This window comes from Flavobacterium channae, assembly GCF_021172165.1.
GTDB lineage: Bacteria > Bacteroidota > Bacteroidia > Flavobacteriales > Flavobacteriaceae > Flavobacterium > Flavobacterium channae.
Window position 1 is genome coordinate 184,349 of record NZ_CP089096.1, and the last position, 19,190, is coordinate 203,538.

The following is a 19,190-nucleotide window of genomic DNA, read 5'->3' on the forward strand; positions in this document are numbered from 1 at the left end:
GGGACTTTTTTTAGTTTAAAAGTATCCATTGGTTATGCCAAAAATAATTCCATTCGGCTTTTGCCATATCAATACTAGGATCAATTAAAGTTTGATAGGGTTTGCCGTTTATGGAGTTTTTGCAATCGATATAAATGGAGATGTCTTTTCCTTTGTATTCTTTTTTAATTCTTTGGCAATATTGCCAAATTAAATCAGGACAAACAGCTAATTGTTTAGATTGAATGTAAGTCAAGTTTTTATGATAATCGTAAACTGATTCTTTTTTCGTGGTATTGTCTACAATTTTTATGTTGAGTTTACCGGTTCTTTCGCGAAGCATCACACGCCAACTCAATCTATGACCTTCTTCTGTCCACAAAACATCGCCTTTTATTAAATAATGTCTTAATGGTAATAAAAGTTGTATTATCAGGAATGGAATAATTAAGAAATGAACTAATTTTTTACCAAAGTAATTAAGGTTGGTGTTGGTTTCGATTTTTTCTTTAAAGAAAAGCTGTCTAATTCTTTCGGGTTCATAAAAAAATACTGAAAAACTTAAAGCCATATAAGGGAATATGCCAATTCGTAATGTGTAAGAATTAAATAAGTGAAAAAGAATTGATATTATTAAAGCAAAGTTTCTTGTTCGTTTATATAACAATAATGGAACTAAAAATAAATCAAATAAAATTCCTGCATAAGCAAAAGAGATATAAAACCATTTTTGCGAAAACAATTCTAAAAGATAGGGTCTTGCTGTAATTCTTTGCAGTAAAATTTTGGTAAAACTTCCGTCAAGCCAATCAGGATAAAATTTTGCAATTGCAGCGTAAGTGTAAACAATACCAATTAATAAAATAAATGTTAGTATTATCCATTGTGGAATTGTAGTTTCTTTCTTGACATAGCCAAATTTAACATCCAGTGATTTTTCTTGATTAGCGGGCAAAAAAATCATGATTAGACTAATCACCAATAGTAGGTAATAATGATTGTAATACACTTCTTTTTGCATAAAGTAAACTCCACTTAATAAAATGGTAAAAAGAATGATGTTCAATCGATATCTAAAACCTAGTATTATACCTATTCCGGTTAATCCAATTAATCCAAAATAATAATACATGCCATTACCGGGAAGCGGTTGGAGCCAATCAAATCCAATGAAATTAAATGTGAATTTTGGTTGAATTAAGATGGCGTCAATCCAACCATGAAAAATAGCTAGTAAACTTTCGCAAACGATTAAAAACCCAAGTAATATTCGAAATACTATTAAGGCAATACCATCAATATTTTTGAATAGAATTTTATTCATTTTTACGAATTAATTATGGAGTAAAATCCACTCATTATGCCCAAAATAATCCCATTCAGCTTTAGCCATATCAAATTTTGGATCAATAAGGGTTTTAAGTTCTTTTCTATTGATGCTGTTTTTACAATCAATATATATTGCAATAGGTTTTCCTTTGTATTCTTGTTTAATTCTTTGGCACATTTGCCAAATAAAATCGGGTTTTGTAGCAAGCGACATTGCTTGTTTTTGCGTTAGATGATTGTTCAAATTATAAATAGACTCTTTTCCAGATTTTAAATCCTTTATTCTGATTATTATGTAGCCACTTCTTTCTCTAAGCATCATGCGCCAACTAAGTCGATGTCCTTCTTCTGTCCACAATACATCGCCTTTGATGAAATGGTGGCGAATTGGTAATAATAATTGAATTACGAAGTATGGAATTATCAAAAAGTAAACTATTTTCTTTCCGTAGAAGTTATGGTCTGAATTCTCGTTTTCTACACTTGGTTTTTTTCTTAGAAATAGCTTTCGGATAGTTTCAGGTTCGTAAAAAAACAAAGCAAATGTTAGTGCGAAAAAAGGGAAGATTCCAATTTGTAAAGTAATTGCATTAAAAATGTGGAAAATTACGGAAGCAATCAATGCGATTGTTCTGGTTTTCTTGAAAAGAAGTAGAGGGACAATCAATAGGTCAAATAAAATACCAGCATAGGCAATAAACAGGTAAAACCATTTTTGCGAAAATAGTTCTAAAATCTTATGATTTGCACTCGTTTTGGATAATAGATTTTTTGTAAAAGTTCCGTCTAGCCAATCGGGATAAATTTTAGCAACAGAAGCAAAAAAATAAACTATTCCGACTTGAATAATAAATAAAAGACTTACCCAATAAGGCATTGTTAAATTTTCTTTTATTCTTTTTTGTTTCACATCTAGCGATGCAAATTGATTTGCAGGTAAAAAAATCATTAGAAAACTTATAAGAACTAATAAGTAGTAATGATTGTTGTAGGCTGTTTTTTGCATTAAATAAACAGCTGTCCATAAAATAGTAAAGCAAATAATCGTAATTCTATAGCGATAGCCTGACATTATGGCTAAACCCAAAATTCCCATTGTAATAAAATAGAAATACATGCCTAAACCATGTAAAGGTTGTAACCATTCAAATCCAATGAATGAAAATGTAAATTGAGGTTCAATAAGAACTTCTTTAACCCAACCAGTTAGTATGGCTCCAAAACTTTCACAAGCAATTAAAAATCCGAAAAAGATTCGGAAAACAATTAGCGGACTATTGTCAATTGCTTTGAAAAGTATTTTCATTGAATTTTTTTAATGTAATCTAATGAGAATTTTTTATCGTTTTCGAGTTGTGATTGTAATTCGTCAATAGAATTGAATTTTTTTTCATCTCGAATATGTTCTAAAAATACAATTTTTAATTTCTGATTGTAAATATCTTCATTTAAATCAAAAAAATGAACTTCTATTGATTGTTCGTTCTCGCCTAATGTTGGTTTATTGCCAATGTTCATCATGCCGTAAAACAATTTGTTATTTATTTCACTCGAAACAATATAAACACCGTTTTTAGGCAATAGTTTATAATCTTCAGTAATTCTTATATTGGCTGTTGGAAACCCAATAGTTCTTCCTATTTTTTTTCCGTCTACTACTGTTCCAACTATAGAATACGAATGTCCTAAATATTGATTGGCTAATATGATATTTCCCTCTAATAAAGCATTTCTGATTTTAGTAGAGCTTATTGAAATCTCATCAATTTCTTTTACTCCAATTTGTTCAACTTCAAAATTGTATTTTTTACCAAAAGCAATTAAGTCATTTATATCGGCAGTTCTGTTTTTTCCAAAACGATGGTCGTAACCAATTATAATTTTTTTTACATGTAGTTTGTCTACTAAAATCTCTTTTACAAATTCTTCAGCAGATAAATTTGAAAAAGTAGTATCAAAGGGATGTATAATTAAATTGTCAATTCCTGATTTTTCTAATAATTCAGCTTTTTCATCAATAGTTGATAATAGTTTTATAGTGGAGTCTTGTTTTAAAACCATTCTAGGGTGAGGAAAAAATGTTAAAACAACACTTTCAGTTTCTTTTTCTTTAAAATCAACAAGTTTCTTAAGAATAGATTGATGTCCTATGTGGACGCCATCAAAAGTTCCAAGTGTGATTAAGGTTTTTTTGTTAGTAACGAAATTATGTATTGAATTATAGGTTTTCAAGATTTATATAATTAAAATAGCAAAGATAATTTCTAATAAGATTAAAAAGTAATAAAATTATTTTTTTTGTTTTTTTTTATTAAATTTGTTAGCTAAAACTATTAACTAATAGAAAATGATGAAAAAATTACAATTATTATTAACATTTGTTTTGTTTGCTAGTTTATCTTACGGACAAAATAAACTTTGGACTAAAGTTTCTATTGAGAAACTTGGAAGTCAAGAAAAGATGGAAAGAGTTTCGGTTCCATCTGCATATCAAATTATGCATTTAGATTTAAATGCATTTAAACAAAATTTAGTGGGAGCTCCTGTAGATTTAGATGGAGTTTTTTCTAACACTATTGTTGAGTTTCCTAACTCAAAAGGAGAACTTTCTAAATTTAGAGTTTATGAATCACCAATTATGGAAAAGGGATTGGCTGATAGATATCCTGATATTAAATCGTACTCTGCTATTGGTATTGATAATCCAACAGTAAGATTGAGGTTTAGTGTTACTTTGTTTGGATTACATGTAATGTCTACTTCAGGAGATGAAGGTACTTACTATATTGATACTTATACAAAAGATTTAAATAATTATATTGTATATAATAGAAAAGATCTTTCTACGGTAAGAACATTTGCTTGTCATTTTCAAGACAATCATGAGGAAATTGCTGAACAAAATAGAAGTGCTGTAGAAAACCAAGTAATGGCTACTGATGGTATGTTTAGACAATACAGATTGGCTATGGCTTGTACTATTGAATATGCTGCTTTTCATGTAAATGCAGCTGGTTTGAATGCTGGTACTACAATTCAAAAGAAAGCTGCTGTACTTGCTGCTATGAATGTAACCATGACACGTGTAAATGGTGTTTATGAAAGGGATATGTCGTTAAGAATGAATTTAGTTGCTAATAATGATCAAATTATTTTTATTACATCAGATTCTTTTTCAAATAGTAATGCTAATAATTTGATAAATGAAAGTCAAACAGTTATAGATGGAACAATTGGTAATGCAAATTATGATATTGGTCATACTGTTAGTACTGGTGGTGGTGGTTTAGCAGGTTTAGGAGTTGTGTGTAATGCATCTAATAAAGCAAGAGGTATTACAGGTTCGCCTTCGCCAGTTGGAGACCCTTATGATATTGATTATGTAGCGCACGAAATGGGACATCAATTTGGAGGTCCTCACACTTTTAGTTCTAATGATGATACAGCTGGTAATTGTAATTCTGGGAATAATAGTCCTTTAAATTCTGTCGAGCCTGGTAGTGGTTCTACAATTATGGCTTATGCTGGTATTTGTGAAGAAAATGTTCAGACAAATTCAGATGCTTATTTTCATGCTAGGAGTATTGAACTTATGACCACTTTTATGACAGGTTCAGGAGATAATTGTATTACTCCAACTGCTAATGGCAATAACGCTCCTGTTATTTCGGCTTTATCAAATTATACAATTCCAAAAGGTACTGCATTTATGCTAACAGGAAGTGCTACTGATGCTAATGCAGGTGCTTCTTTAACATATTGCTGGGAACAAACTAATGCAGTTGCTGGAACGAACTATCCTTCAGCTACTCAAACAACAGGACCTGTTTATAGATCTAGAAACCCAAGTACTTCACCAACACGTTATATGCCACAAATGTCTGATATTTTTGCTGGAAATTTAACACCGACTTGGGAAGTTACACCAAATGTTGCTAGAACATTAGCTTTTGCTCTTACTGTTAGAGATAATCAAACCCCTACGGGTGGCCAAACAGCACGTGCTAATATGACAGTAACTATTGATGATACAAGAGGGCCATTAGTTGTAACTTCACAAAATACAGCTGGAATTTCTTATGCTACAGGTTCAGTTCAAAATGTTACTTGGAATGTAAATAATACAGATACTTCTACAGGTGGGGCAAATGTTGATATTTTAATTACTAATGATAATGGTGTTACTTGGACTACATTGTTGGCAAATACACCAAATAATGGTTCTGCAAATGTAACAATGCCAACAACTGCATCTCCATTTTGTAGATTAATGGTTAAAGCAAGTGGAAATATTTTCTTTGCTGTAAACTCTGCTACTTTTGCTGTGGGTTATACGATTTCAAATGTTTGTAATAATTTTTCAAATAACACTCCTTTAGCAGTTCCAGATGGATTAGGAAATAATATTTCTGGTGGTACGGTTTCTAAAACAGTTGTGGTTTCAGGAATTGCCAATAGCATAACTGATGTGAATGTTACTTTGGCATCTAACCATACTTATTTTTGGGATATGGAAATTTCATTAACTCACCCAGATGGTACATCTATGAAATTGTCTAATCATTTATGTAATGGATTGGCAAGTGGATTTAATATTGTTTTTGACGATAATGGTACTCCTATTGTTTGTTCAGGGAATCCGGTAACTGGAACATATATGCCTAGCAACCCACTAAGTGTATTTAATGGTAAACCTGCTAATGGAACATGGACGCTTTCTGCTTTTGATTGGTGGGCTGGAGATTCGGGTTCTTTAAATAATTTTACAGTTCAAATTTGCTCTCAAGTTGCCACTTTGACATCTGAAAGTTTCGGTTTAGAAAATTTTATATTATCTCCAAATCCTAATAATGGTAATTTTAATATTCAGTTTAATTCAACAACTGGAAATGAAATTAAAATAAACGTACACGATATTAGAGGTAGAGAAATATTTAATAAATCATATCAAAATAATGGGTTATTTAATGAAAATTTACAATTAAACAATGTTCAATCTGGTATTTATCTTGTAACTGTTCAAGATGGCTCTAGAAAAGAAGTTAAAAAAATTGTGGTTCAATAAACAACTAGATATTATAATTTTAAGAGAAGGCACACGCCTTCTCTTTTTTTTAACATAAAATTAATTTTATGTTAAAAAAATATTTATATTTGGCTATTAACCAAAAACTTAACCTATTATGAAAAAACTATTACTAGCTTTAGTATTAGTGTTTTCTTCTGTTGTATTGAATGCTCAAATTAAATCTAATTGGCATCAAGTTGAAGAAAATTCTTTAAAAGACTTACCAAAAGTTAGAAGAGCTTCATTTCCTCAAGAATATCAATTGTGGAAATTAGATCTTCAAAGTTTAAAACATCAATTAAGAAATGCTCCTGTTAGAGGACAATTTCAGGGTGTTTCAAATGTCGTTATTCAATTGCCTAATGCTTCTGGACAGCTAGAAAGTTTTAGGATTTTAGAGACTCCTATAATGGAAGAAGGGTTGGCCGCAAAATTCCCTACAATTAAATCTTATGTTGGTAAAGGTATTGATGATGTTACAGCTGTTGCAAGATTTTCAATAACTGAGTTCGGTTTACATAGTATGACATTGTCTGCGGGTAAAAGCACCGCTTTTATTGATCCTTACACTGAAAATACTCAAAATTATATTGTTTACAATAGAGCAAGCTTAATAGGTGATGGTCAAACATTTGAATGTTTAACCAAAAATGATGTTCATTTACCTTCAATAGAACATGATAGAAGAGCAAATGCTATGTTTAGAGCTGATACCGATGACAAGATTTTAAGAACTTATCGATTAGCACAGTCTTGTACAGCGGAATATGGCAATATATTTAGGGGTAATACGGCTGATCCTATAGCAACGCAAAAAGGTAGAATTCAGGCTCAAATGGCAATTACAATGACTCGTGTAAACGGAGTTTATGAGAATGATTTAGCAATTACAATGATTTTTATCGCTAATAATGATGCGTTAATTTATTTAGGTACTACTACTTCTGATCCTTGGAATGGAGAATATAATACTCAAACAGGTGTAACTATCGATGCAAATGTGGGTTTTAATAGTTATGATATTGGACACAATTTTAATACTTCTGGAGGAGGTAATGCAGGATGTATAGGTTGTGTGTGTAGTACAAGTACAAATCCAAGCGGAGGGTTTCACAAAGGAACAGGTATGACAGGTCGTTCAAATCCAACTGGTGATGCCTTTGATATCGATTATGTAGCACATGAAATGGGGCATCAATTTGGAGGGTACCATACGCAAAGTAGTTCTAATTGCAGATCTGGAAGTGGAGCAACTGAGGTAGAGCCTGGTTCGGGTTCAACTATAATGGGTTATGCAGGTATTTGTGCATCTAATGTACAAAGTAATAGTGACGCTTATTTTGCTTATGTAAATATTAGAGATATTATGGAGAATGTAAAGTTTGGTGTTAGCCAACCAACATTGCCAATAACAAGTTTTTCGAATAATCCACCTACTGCAAACGCAGGAAGAGATTATGTGATACCAAAATCTACAGCTTTCATGTTAGTTGGTCAAGGATCTGATCCTGAAAACGATCCAATTACCTATACTTGGGAACAAAATGATCCCGAGGATCCTGGTTCAACTGCTGCTCCAACAGCAACAAGAGCGTCTGGACCGATGTTTAGATCCGTTTGGGGTACTACTTCTAATACTAGGATTATGCCAAATATGACAACTGTTTTAACTGGCGCAACTTCTAATACTTGGGAGGTTTGTCCTTCAGTGGCTAGAGATTTAAATTTTTCATTAACAGTTAGAGATAATAATAATGGAATTGGGCAAACAGCTACTGATTTAATGAAGGTTACTGTCAACGGAGTGGCTGGACCATTTATTGTTAATGCTCCTAATACAGCAGTTTCTTGGCAAGCGGGCACTAATCAAAGTGTTACTTGGAATGTTGCTGGTACTGATTTGAACGGAATTAATGCAAAATTTGTTGATATTTATTTGTCAACAAATGGTGGAACATCTTTTCCAATTTTATTAGCTAGTAAAGTTCCAAACGATGGTTCTGAAACAATTACTGTTCCTAATAATGTTGGTACAACAAACAGAATTATGGTTAAAGGTTGGGATAATATCTTTTTTGATGTTTCTAATGCTAACTTTACAATAACAGCACCATCTAGTACTATGGCTATTGCATTTAATGGAGTTGAAGGCCAACAAAACAAGCCGTTTTGTCAAGGAGCTACTGCAACTTATTCTATAGATTATAAAGCTTTAGGTGGGTTTTCTGGAAGTACAACGTTTGCTGCAACAGGAACACCTGCAGGAGCGACAGTTTCATTCTCACCAACATCAATAAGTGCTAACGGTACAGTAACTATGTCTATAACAAATACAGCTGGTGCAGCTCCAGGTTTTTATAACATAGTTGTTACAGCTACTTCTGGAGCAATAACTAAAACAGCTCCATTTTATTTAGAGTTATTAAGCTCAAATTTTGGAACTCAAACTCTAACTTCACCAGCAAATAATGCTATTAATCAAAGCACTTTTATAACACTTTCTTGGCCAGTTAACGCTTCGGCATCATCTTATGATTTGCAAATTTCTTCAGATTCAGGCTTTTCAAGTTATTTTTTTAATGGAAACGTTAATACAAATTCTTATTCAATTGGTGGATTATCGGATGCAACAACATATTATTGGAGAGTGAAACCTAAAAATGCTGGATGCGATGGCATATTTAGTACGACATATAATTTTAGAACTGGACAAACAGATTGTGGTGTGTCGGTTTCAAGTGGAGATATACCTAAGACAATTAGAGCAAATGTGCCAAATACTGTAACTTCAACAATAAATATAGCTTCTGGTTCAATTATTACTGATTTAAATGTGAATTTAGCTATTACTCACACCTATATTCAAGATTTAACAATTAGACTTACTAGTCCGTCAGGAACAATTGTTGATTTATTAAGGGAGCCATGTGGGAATAATGATAATATGAATGTTGTTATAGATGATTCTGGATCTGCAGTTGTATGTGGAACAGGAAATCCTTCTTTAACTGGAGTTGTTGTGCCTTTCCAAGTATTATCGGCTTTTAATGGTCAAAATTCTACAGGAACTTGGACTCTTACTGTAATTGATGGATATAATGGAGATGGTGGTTCTTTAGATAGTTGGGGGATAAATATTTGTTCTACTCAACCATTGAGTTTAGAAAGTAATACTATTAATGATTTGGCTATTTATCCAAATCCAAATAACGGTAACTTTAATGTTCAATTTACTTCTACATCGGGTAATGAAATTAAAGTAAATGTTCATGATATTAGAGGTAGAGCGATTTTTGCTAAATCATATAACAGCAATGGGTTGTTTAATGAATCTTTGCAATTGAATAATATTCAATCTGGAGTTTATCTTGTAACTGTTCAAGATGGTGACAGAAAAGAAGTAAAAAAAATAGTAGTAAAATAACTGACTAAAATTCAAAGAGAAGTTTCATTAGCTTCTCTTTGAATTTTTCTGCTGTTTTGATTTTTATATCAAAAGACATAAAAACGTACTTTTTTTAAAATACATAGAGCTTTTTAATAATTTAAATTGCTTAAAAAAATAAGTAGGTTTTTATTTTTTTTTTTAATAGTTTTGTTTTTAATAATAAATTCCCAATAAAATGAAAAAAACTTTACAGTTAATTTTATCTTTATTTGTTTTAAATGTGGCTTTCTCACAAACAAATAAAGCTTGGTCGTCCTACAAGGGTCAAAGTATTATAGTTTCTAAAATAGCTCAAAGAGAATCTTTTCCTGAGAACTTTTCTTTATTAGAATTAGATTTTAATAGTCTAAAGCAAGTTGTTATTTCTGCTCCAGATAGATTTTCAGAAATCCAATCAAATGTAATCATTTCTATACCAAATTCAGATGGAAAATTAGAGCGTTTTAGAATTTATGAATCCTCTAATTTTGATTTTGAGTTGCAAGCAAGATTTCCTGAAATTAGAGCTTATGTAGGTCAGGGTATTGATGATAAATACGCTGTATTAAGAATGAGTCTTGATCCCAGAGGAATTCAAACTATGGTTTTTAGAGCAGACAAACAAACAGAGTTCATGGAACCATATTCTCAAGATGGTAGTGTGTATGCGGTTTATAAATCTTCTAGAAAAAAAGGTAAGTTACCTTTTACATGTTCTACTCCTGAACAAACTTTTGTTAATGATATTACTACTCCTGAAATTGTATCTCGCGCTAGTACTACTACATTGTTAACTTTTAGATTAGCTTTGTCATGTAATGGTGAATATGCTAATTATTTTGGAGCAACGAGTTCAGCTCAAGTAGCGAACGTCTTGGCGGCTTTTAATGCTACAATGACAAGAGTTAATGGTGTTTTTGAAAAAGACTTTGCTATTCGTATGAATATTGTTGCTTCAACCACAAATGTGATTTTTTATAATCCTGCTACTGATCCTTATACAACTTTGGCAAACTGGAATACCCAATTACAGCAAACATTAAATACAACACTAACAGGCCCTTCAACTTCTTTAGCGGCAAACAATGCAGCATACGATGTTGGTCACATGTTTGGTGCCGATGGAGGAGGAGGTAATGCAGGGTGTATTGGTTGTGTTTGTGTAAATGGTGTTGCTTCTGGAACAGGTAGTACAAAAGGTAGAGGAATTACTTCTCCTGCAGATGGAGTTCCGGCAGGTGATACATTTGATATTGATTATGTTACACATGAATTAGGACATCAATTTGGTGCTAATCATACTTTTTCGCATTCATCTGAAGGAACAGGTGTAAATAAAGAAGTGGGTGGAGGTGTAACAGTTATGGGATATGCTGGCATTACTTCATATAATACTCATATGAATTCTATTGATATTTTTCATTCTGCTAGTATTGCTCAAGTTCAAGCAAATATGGTAGGTAAAACTTGTCCTACTTCAACAGCGATAACGCATTCTGCACCAGTTGTAAATTCGGGAGGTAACTGGACTATTCCATTGAGCACCCCTTTTGTTTTAACAGGTTCAGCTACTGATGCTGGTGGTGCTAGTGGATTAACATATACTTGGGAACAAAATGATGATGCTGGTTCTAATACTGGAGCTAATAGTCCGGCTAGCCCAACTAAAACAACTGGGCCAAATTTCGTGTGTTACCCAGCTTCAACTAGCCCAACACGATACTTTCCTATTATGTCTTCTATTTTGGCAGGAAGTACTACAACTCAAGGCGTTGGTGTTACTTCTGAAGCATTGAGTTCGGTTGCAAGAACATTGAACTTTAGATTAACTGCCCGTGATAATGTATTGGGCCAGGGACAAACTAATTTTGCTGATGCTGTGGTAACAGTTGCTAATAAAACTGCATTGACAATAACAATGGCGCCAAATACTAGTTATCCAGTTGGTTCAACTCAAACTGTTGTTTGGACAGGTGCAACTGGTGCTAATGGCCACAATACAATTGCTGGTGCAACAAATGTAGATATTTCGTTTTCGTCTGATAATGGTGTTACTTGGACTACTTTATTAGCTGGGACGCCAAATGATGGAACTCAGGCGGTAACTTTACCAGCAGGTGTTGCAGCGCCATATTGTAGATTTATGGTGAAGGCTAGTGCAAACGTTTTCTTCAATATTTCTGCTCCTTTTTCAGTGGGTTATACAATTACAACAACTTGTAATAGTTATACAATGAATACAGGTTTTGCAATTCCAGATAATAATACGACTTTTACGGTTAGATCTATTAATGTGCCTACAACAGCTAATATCTCTGATGTTAATTTAGCTGTTAACTTGACTCATACTTACGTTTCAGATTTACAAATCGTTCTACAAGGGCCTATGACGCCAACAACTCAGTCAACGATTTTTAATCAAGCATGTACGAGTAATGATAATATAAATGCTACTTTCGATGATCAAGGTTCAGGGATAGTTTGTGCTACAACAATTACAGGAAATGTTATTCCATCTTCTCCATTAAGTGTATTTAATACTTTAAATCCAAATGGGAATTGGTTAGTTGGTATTAGAGATGTGGCAGCTGCAGATACAGGAAATGTAGTTTCTTATACATTAACAGTTTGTTCGGAACAAGTAACTCTATCAACAGAGGATGTTGGTTTAGATAATTTTACATTATATCCAAACCCTAACAATGGAAACTTTAATATTCAATTTACATCAAATTCAGGTAATGAAATTAAAGTAAATGTTCATGATGTGAGAGGAAGAGAGATTTTTGCTAAATCATATAACAACAATGGGTTGTTTAATGAATCCTTACAATTGAATAATATTCAATCTGGAGTTTATCTTGTAACTGTTCAAGATGGTGCTAGAAAAGAAGTTAAGAAAATTGTAGTTCAATAATTGAATAATATTTATAAACATAAAAAGGGAAGTTTTAAGCTTCCCTTTTTTTATTTCCCATTATATGTATTCATCGTATTGTTTAAACCTGCTAAAGCAAAAGATTTTATTATCTCTGAACTTATTTCCAAACGCTCTTTTAATTTTTCTTTTTCTTCATCGCTCCATTCGCCTAGTACGTAATCTACTTGTTGTCCTTTTTTAAAGGCATCACTAATTCCAAATCTGTACCGAGGATATTCTGTAGAGTTTAATAATAATTGGATATTTTTAAGTCCATTATGACCACCGTCACTTCCTTTTGTTTTAATTCGGATGGTTCCAAAAGCCAAATTCAAATCATCGGTAATAACCAACATGTTTTCTTTTTCGATGTTTTCCTTTTCTAACCAATACTTAATTGCTTTTCCACTCAAATTCATATAGGTGTTCGGCTTAAGTAATAATAAGGTTCTTCCTTTAATTTTTAGTTCAGCTAGTTCACCCAATTTTACGGTTTGAAATGAAATTCCTTCCTTATGTGCTAGATAGTCCAAAACTTTAAATCCGATATTGTGTCTTGTATTTGCATATTCTGAGCCAATATTTCCAAGCCCAACGATTAAGAATTTCTTCATGGGTAAACTCTCTTTTATTTGTTTATTAAACAGATTTGATAACCAATTCATATTGCAAAAGTAATGCAAAGTTTAGATACTGAAAAGCATAAAAAAAGCACCAGTAAAAACTGATGCTTCTTTTGTATACATTGAAAAGAAATTATTTTTTCTTTTTTGCTCCTTTTTCTGCTTTTGCTGCCTCTTGAGCTGCTTTCATTGCCGCACGAGAAATTCTCACTTGACAAACTACAGTGTTATCTGGGTGCATTAATTTGAAATTGTTAGTTTCAATTTTAGTAACGTATAATTTGTTACCCATTTGTAATTCTGAAATATTAGCTTCAACAAAGTCAGGTAAGAATTTAGGTAAAGCTTTTACTTTTAAACGACGTTGGTTTAAACGTAAAACACCTCCTAATAATACCCCTGGAGAAGTTCCTGTAATTTTAACTGGTACTTCCATAATGATTTCTTTATCATCGCTTAATTGGAAGAAGTCAATGTGTAAAATTTTGTCAGAAACTGGGTGAAATTGAATGTCTTGCATGATAACATTGTAAGACGTTCCGTTTAACTCAACTACAACAGTGTGTGCGTTTGGAGTGTAAACCAAATCTTTAAATGCTCTTTCGTCTGCAACAAAATGAACTGGTTGATTTCCTCCGTAGATAACGCAAGGAACCATTCCAGCATCACGTACGGCTTTAGTTGCCTTTTTACCTACGCTTTCTCTTTCTGATCCTTTAATCGTAATTGATTTCATTGTAAAATATATATAATTAATAAATACTTATTAAAGTGGCTGTTTGATTACATCAAAAATTTACCACTGATAGAGTTGTTGTTTTGTACCATATGCATTACTTCTGCAAATAATGGTGCGCAACTTACAACTTTAATTTTCTTTGATTCTTTTCTTAATGGAATTGAATCGGTAACAATTAATTCTAATAATTTAGAATTTTCTATTTTTTCGTAAGCTTTTCCTGATAAAATAGGATGTGTACAAATCGCTCTTACACTTAAAGCTCCTTTTTCCATCATAACATCTGCAGCTTTTGCTAATGTTCCTCCGGTATCAATCATGTCATCAACTAGGATAACATTTCTTCCTTTTACATCTCCAATTAGCTCCATTGTGTCAATTACATTTGCTTTTTTTCTTTGCTTGTAACAAACTACAACGTCAGATTCTAAAAATTTAGAATATGCATAAGCTCTTTTTGAACCTCCCATATCTGGTGACGCGATAGTTAAATTTTCTAAATTTAAACTTCTCACATAAGGTAAAAAGATAGTAGAAGCAAATAAATGGTCTACTGGTTTTTCAAAGAATCCTTGGATTTGATCTGCATGTAAATCCATCGTCATTATTCTTGTTGCTCCAGCAGTCTCTAAAAGTTTTGCAACTAATTTTGCTCCTATTGGTACTCTTGGCTTGTCTTTTCTGTCTTGTCTTGCCCAACCGAAATAAGGAATAACCGCTGTTATATGTCTGGCAGATGCTCTTTTTGCGGCATCTATCATTAATAATAATTCCATTAAATTGTCCGAACTTGGAAAAGTAGAACAAACTAGGAATACGCGTAATCCTCTTATTGATTCTTCAAAAGAAGGCTGAAATTCGCCATCACTATATTTAGAGAACGTAATCTTACCTAGCGGAACGCCGTACTTCTCAGCAATTTGTTCAGCTAAATACACACTCTGAGAACATGCAAAAATTTTTGCTTCTGGTTCTTGATACAGCATGTTAATTAATTGTTTAGTAGTTAGTTAGTGTTGTGTTGTGTAAACGAGGTGCAAATTTAGAAATAAATTCGAACTCTGAAAGTATATTTTTAACTATTTTTTTATGAAATGCAGAAATATTTTTTACATTTGCACCCACTTAATGATACAGATATCATTTTCCATTGCCCGGATGGCGGAATTGGTAGACGCGCACGACTCAAACTCGTGTACTTAGGTGTGTGGGTTCGATTCCCACTCCGGGTACTAAACCTCTCAAAAATGAGAGGTTTTTTTATTTCCGTTAAAATTCAGTAATGCTTTTAATAACATAACTTAAAGTTATATATTTGAGAATTAATAAAGAAGAAATGAAAAAGAGAATAATTTTAGCAAGTGTAATAGTTTCAATGTTTTTTGTGTCTTGTAAAAAAGATGAAGAAGTTAAACCTACTGAAGAAGCACAACAAACTGCCCAACCTTTTTCAGGTGAAGAATGGTTAAAACAAAGAGTTGGTGGACAAGGGCAACCTGTTCAGCAGCCAGTTCAACAACAAGTACAAACACAGTCTCAAACACAAACTGCCCCAGGAATGAATCCTCCTCATGGGCAACCTGGTCATAGATGTGAAATTCCTGTTGGAGCTCCTTTAAACTCAAAACCAAATACTCAACCGCAACAACAAACTACACAAGTTGTAAACTCAAAGCCTGTACAACAACCTGTTTTGAATGTTAATTCAAAAGATGGCGCTGCTACAATAGTAGGTACGGCTACACCTCCAGGTATGAATCCACCTCATGGTCAAGAAGGACATCGTTGTGATATTGCTGTTGGAGCACCTTTGCCTAAAGAGTAGTAAACAACTTCTTATTTACTGTTCCAGAAGCAATCCAAGAAGAAACAATTCCTAGAATAACAATAGTTGTAATTACTATAACCATGTTTTCCCATTCAAAAAGTATTGGGTAAGGCATGGTTGGTGTAATCATTACGAAAGAAAAGTGTTGTTGTAATAAGATTAGGATGCTTGCTAAAGCCAATCCTATAATAAGTCCAAATAAGGTAATGATTATACCTTGAGTAAAAAAGATGTTTCGTATAGATTTTTGAGTAACTCCTATGTTGTACAGAGTTTTTAAATTATCTTTTTTGTCGATAATAATCATTACGATAGCTCCAGCCAAACAAAATAGAGTTAGTATTACAACTAAAGTACTAAACAAGTAAATGAATAGATTTTCGGATTGTAGCATTTTGTAAAGCGAGTCGTTTAACTGGGCTCTATTTTTAATTTTAATCGAATTTCCAAATATTGAATTTAATTGGTTTCTAACCAAACTTTCGTTTGCATCACTTTTTAACTTGATTTCAATATTGGTAATTTGATTATTTTTTATTCCTAAAAAGTTTTGAGCTAAGTCTATAGAACAAAATACATATTTTCCATCTAATTCTTCATTAATAGAATAGATTCCAGAAGGGAATAGTAAAATTTTATTAAAAGCTTCATCAGGATTTTCAATATCACCTTTTCCAGGTTTTGGTACATATGCCTCTAAAGCATTATTGTAATCAAATAGACCTAATCCTAATTTCCGACTAATATCTGAGCCTATTACAACACTTTCTGAATTGGTTTTAAACCAATCACCAGCATATAAATGATTTTTAAAATCAGTAACTTTTATAAAGTTATCATCAACACCCTTTATGTGAGCAACCAATTCTTTGTTGTCATACATAAAATACACTCTTTCTTCAATGATTTTGCTGTATGAAACAATTTCGCTGTTGTTTTTAAGTAGTGCTTCTTGTTTAGAATTTATCTTGAAGGTCTTACCAGTAGAAGTTTCAATTCTTAAATCAGGATCTGTAGCGTTAGCAAAATTCAAACTAAATTCTTTCAAACCACTAAAAACAGATAGAAAAACAAATAATGCCATAGTGCTAGCAATAATTCCCACAGAAGCAATTCCTGTGATAATATTAATTGCTTTGTTTTTACTAAAACTTACAGCATATCGTTTAGCTATGTAAAAGGAAAGGTTCAAATTATGATTTCTTTCTTTTATCTAATAAATCTGGATTTTCAATTGGATTTTCTTCCCCTGTTAATGCTTTATCAATTTTTTCAATGTAGTCTAAACTATCATCAATATAGAAAATTAAATTTGGCACTTTACGCAATTGGTTTTTTACACGTTGCGCTAAATCGTGTTTGATTAAAGGTGAATTGCTTTTTACAGCAGCTAGTATTTCCGGAGCTTTATCTGTTGGGAAAACACTCAAATGGACTTTTGCAATAGATAAATCGGAAGTTACATTTACTTTTGATACTGATATAACTAAATTATTGATGTTGTTTTTACGAATTTCTCCCTGCAAAATCGAAACTAAATCGTTTTGTAAAAGCGCTCCTATTTTTTTTTGTCTATTTGTTTCCATGATGCAAAAATACATAAAAAATCATCAAGACGTATTCTTTTGTTGCTTGAAGAATATATGAATGAATACTGATTGTGCTATTTTCATTAACTTTGACGCTTAAAAGTTTAAAATAATGAGAAAAATAGAGCATATTGGTATTGCCGTTAAAAGTTTAGAAGAATCAAACTTGTTGTTTGCAAAATTATTCGGTCAACCAGCTTATAAAGAGGAAGAAGTGTTAAGCGAAGGTGTTAAAACTTCTTTTTTTATGAATGGTCCAAATAAGATAGAATTATTAGAAGCAACAAATCCTGAAAGTCCAATTGCAAAATTTATCGAGAAAAAAGGTGAAGGAATTCATCACATTGCATTTGATGTTGAAGATATTTTGGCGGAAATTGAGCGTTTAAAAAATGAAGGATTTGTAGTTTTGAATGAAATTCCTAAAAAAGGAGCTGATAATAAATTAGTTGCATTCCTTCATCCTAAAGGGACTAACGGGGTTCTTGTAGAGCTTTGTCAAGAAATAAAATAAAGTTTAAAAAAAGATTTGTTTGCCATAAAAATTAGTCTTAATATTGCAAACTCAATACTGGTCCTATAGCTCAGTTGGTTAGAGCACCTGACTCATAATCAGGTGGTCCCTGGTTCGAGCCCAGGTGGGACCACTTTTATTGTTTTAAATTAAGGAGTAATTTCTTACGAAAAGCTTATTTTAAGTTTTTTTTAAGTTTTTTTTTAAAAATAACTTGTAAAGTATAAAAATATTTATATTTTCGTATTTCCTAATATGTTAATAATCAATATTAACTTATTATTAAATATTTTCTTTTACTAGTAAGAGAGCGATATAAATTATACTTTTGCGCCCAATGAGAACAATTATGAATAAAATTATAACGATTTTAGTAGTATTATTTAGTATTCAAGGTGTTTTAGCTGCAGATCCTACTCCGCCGCCGCCAACACCACCACCACCACCTGGTTTGCCAATTGATGGCGGGTTAGTTGTGCTGTTCTTTGTGGCATTATTTACTGGTTATTATCTTTCAAAGAAATATATATCTATAAAAAAAGGCTCTTTATAAGAGCCTTTTTTTATTTTCTTAATTCGTTAAGTCTGCTAACGTATTTTCCAATTACATCAAATTCTAAATTTACTTCTGTTCCAATTTTGAAAGTATTGAAATTTGTGTGTTCAAATGTGTAAGGAATTATAGCAACACTAAAAGAGTCTAATTCAGAATTAACAACTGTTAAACTTGTTCCGTTAACTGTTATTGATCCTTTTTCGATTGTTATATTATTTAGAGAAGTATCATATTTAAAGGTAAAAACCCAACTTCCGTTTGCTTCTTTTATATTGGTACAAACTCCAGTTTGATCAACATGGCCTTGAACAATGTGACCGTCTAAACGATCTCCTAATTTCATAGCGCGTTCTAAGTTTACAATATCACCTACTTTCCAAGTTTCAATCGAAGTTTTGTCGATAGTTTCTTTAATTGCAGTTACAGTGTAATTCTTATTTTCAATTTTTACCACTGTTAAACAAATTCCATTGTGGGCTACGCTTTGGTCAATTTTTAATTCATGTGTAATGTCAGATTCTACCGTAACATGCAGGTTTTCCTGATCTTTTTCAATTTCTTTTATAATTCCAAGGGTTTCTATGATTCCGGTAAACATAACTGATTTAATTTTACTAA

At 32.2% G+C, this 19,190-nt stretch carries 15 protein-coding genes and 2 tRNA genes; 8 read left to right on the forward strand and 9 right to left on the reverse strand.

Annotation, left to right across the window (positions count from 1 at the left end):
• Positions 1-10: 10 nt before the first annotated feature.
• The 3 genes from LOS89_RS00775 to LOS89_RS00785 are packed head-to-tail and all read right to left on the reverse strand — an operon-like array spanning position 11 to position 3,540.
• The gene (locus LOS89_RS00775; RefSeq protein WP_231835831.1) at positions 11-1,303 is read right to left on the reverse strand and encodes an HTTM domain-containing protein; all 1,293 of its coding nucleotides are present in this window, start codon (positions 1,301-1,303) and stop codon (positions 11-13) included.
• Between the two features lie 9 nt (positions 1,304-1,312).
• Positions 1,313-2,614, reverse strand: coding sequence for an HTTM domain-containing protein (locus LOS89_RS00780; RefSeq protein WP_231835832.1), 1,302 nt, complete (start codon positions 2,612-2,614; stop codon positions 1,313-1,315).
• Positions 2,611-3,540: a bifunctional riboflavin kinase/FAD synthetase gene (locus tag LOS89_RS00785; RefSeq protein WP_231835833.1), complete on the reverse strand. Its 930-nt coding sequence runs from the start codon at positions 3,538-3,540 to the stop codon at positions 2,611-2,613. Before LOS89_RS00785 ends, LOS89_RS00780 begins: the two co-directional genes overlap by 4 nt.
• A gap of 115 nt (positions 3,541-3,655) precedes the next feature.
• On the opposite strand from LOS89_RS00785, the gene LOS89_RS00790 reads away from it, so the two are divergent.
• The 3 genes from LOS89_RS00790 (at position 3,656) to LOS89_RS00800 (ending at position 12,720) form a co-directional block, all read left to right on the forward strand.
• The gene (locus tag LOS89_RS00790) at positions 3,656-6,373 is read left to right on the forward strand and encodes a zinc-dependent metalloprotease (RefSeq protein WP_231835834.1); all 2,718 of its coding nucleotides are present in this window, start codon (positions 3,656-3,658) and stop codon (positions 6,371-6,373) included.
• Positions 6,374-6,491: 118 nt separating this feature from the next.
• On the forward strand, positions 6,492-9,800 hold the full coding sequence (locus LOS89_RS00795; RefSeq protein ID WP_231835835.1) for a zinc-dependent metalloprotease: 3,309 nt from the start codon (positions 6,492-6,494) through the stop codon (positions 9,798-9,800).
• A 199-nt stretch (positions 9,801-9,999) separates the two neighbouring features.
• The gene (locus LOS89_RS00800; RefSeq protein ID WP_231835836.1) at positions 10,000-12,720 is read left to right on the forward strand and encodes a zinc-dependent metalloprotease; all 2,721 of its coding nucleotides are present in this window, start codon (positions 10,000-10,002) and stop codon (positions 12,718-12,720) included.
• Positions 12,721-12,770: 50 nt separating this feature from the next.
• Here the strand turns inward: LOS89_RS00800 and pth are convergent, their stop codons facing one another.
• The 3 genes from pth to LOS89_RS00815 form a co-directional block, all read right to left on the reverse strand.
• A complete protein-coding gene (pth, locus tag LOS89_RS00805; protein WP_231835837.1) occupies positions 12,771-13,337 on the reverse strand; it encodes an aminoacyl-tRNA hydrolase in 567 nt (188 codons plus the stop codon).
• A 142-nt stretch (positions 13,338-13,479) separates the two neighbouring features.
• On the reverse strand, positions 13,480-14,082 hold the full coding sequence (locus LOS89_RS00810; RefSeq protein WP_231835838.1) for a 50S ribosomal protein L25/general stress protein Ctc: 603 nt from the start codon (positions 14,080-14,082) through the stop codon (positions 13,480-13,482).
• A 47-nt stretch (positions 14,083-14,129) separates the two neighbouring features.
• On the reverse strand, positions 14,130-15,071 hold the full coding sequence (locus tag LOS89_RS00815) for a ribose-phosphate pyrophosphokinase (RefSeq protein ID WP_231835839.1): 942 nt from the start codon (positions 15,069-15,071) through the stop codon (positions 14,130-14,132).
• A gap of 166 nt (positions 15,072-15,237) precedes the next feature.
• Between LOS89_RS00815 and LOS89_RS00820 the strand changes: the two genes are divergently transcribed.
• Together LOS89_RS00820 and LOS89_RS00825 are read left to right on the forward strand one after the other, a co-directional pair.
• Positions 15,238-15,317: transfer RNA gene (locus LOS89_RS00820), tRNA-Leu, on the forward strand.
• Positions 15,318-15,421: 104 nt separating this feature from the next.
• A complete protein-coding gene (locus LOS89_RS00825; RefSeq protein ID WP_231835840.1) occupies positions 15,422-15,910 on the forward strand; it encodes a hypothetical protein in 489 nt (162 codons plus the stop codon).
• Here the strand turns inward: LOS89_RS00825 and LOS89_RS00830 are convergent.
• Positions 15,900-17,105: an ABC transporter permease gene (locus tag LOS89_RS00830; RefSeq protein ID WP_231835841.1), complete on the reverse strand. Its 1,206-nt coding sequence runs from the start codon at positions 17,103-17,105 to the stop codon at positions 15,900-15,902. The genes LOS89_RS00825 and LOS89_RS00830 overlap by 11 nt on opposite strands.
• A gap of 1 nt (position 17,106) precedes the next feature.
• Positions 17,107-17,499 (reverse strand): 30S ribosome-binding factor RbfA, encoded by a 393-nt coding sequence (gene rbfA, locus LOS89_RS00835; protein ID WP_231835842.1) that lies wholly within the window; start codon positions 17,497-17,499, stop codon positions 17,107-17,109.
• Between the two features lie 115 nt (positions 17,500-17,614).
• Here rbfA and mce point away from each other — a divergent pair, with 115 nt between their 5' ends.
• From mce to LOS89_RS00850, 3 genes are all read left to right on the forward strand, one after another.
• The gene (gene mce, locus LOS89_RS00840; protein WP_231835843.1) at positions 17,615-18,016 is read left to right on the forward strand and encodes a methylmalonyl-CoA epimerase; all 402 of its coding nucleotides are present in this window, start codon (positions 17,615-17,617) and stop codon (positions 18,014-18,016) included.
• Between the two features lie 59 nt (positions 18,017-18,075).
• Positions 18,076-18,149, forward strand: a tRNA-Ile gene (locus LOS89_RS00845).
• A gap of 204 nt (positions 18,150-18,353) precedes the next feature.
• Complete coding sequence (locus tag LOS89_RS00850) at positions 18,354-18,569, forward strand: Fjoh_0651 family PID-CTERM protein (RefSeq protein ID WP_231835844.1); 216 nt, start codon at positions 18,354-18,356, stop codon at positions 18,567-18,569.
• A gap of 10 nt (positions 18,570-18,579) precedes the next feature.
• On the opposite strand, the gene LOS89_RS00855 is transcribed toward LOS89_RS00850, so the two are convergent.
• Positions 18,580-19,170, reverse strand: a complete 591-nt coding sequence (locus LOS89_RS00855) for a riboflavin synthase (RefSeq protein WP_231835845.1) — start codon at positions 19,168-19,170, stop codon at positions 18,580-18,582.
• Positions 19,171-19,190: the final 20 nt, after the last annotated feature.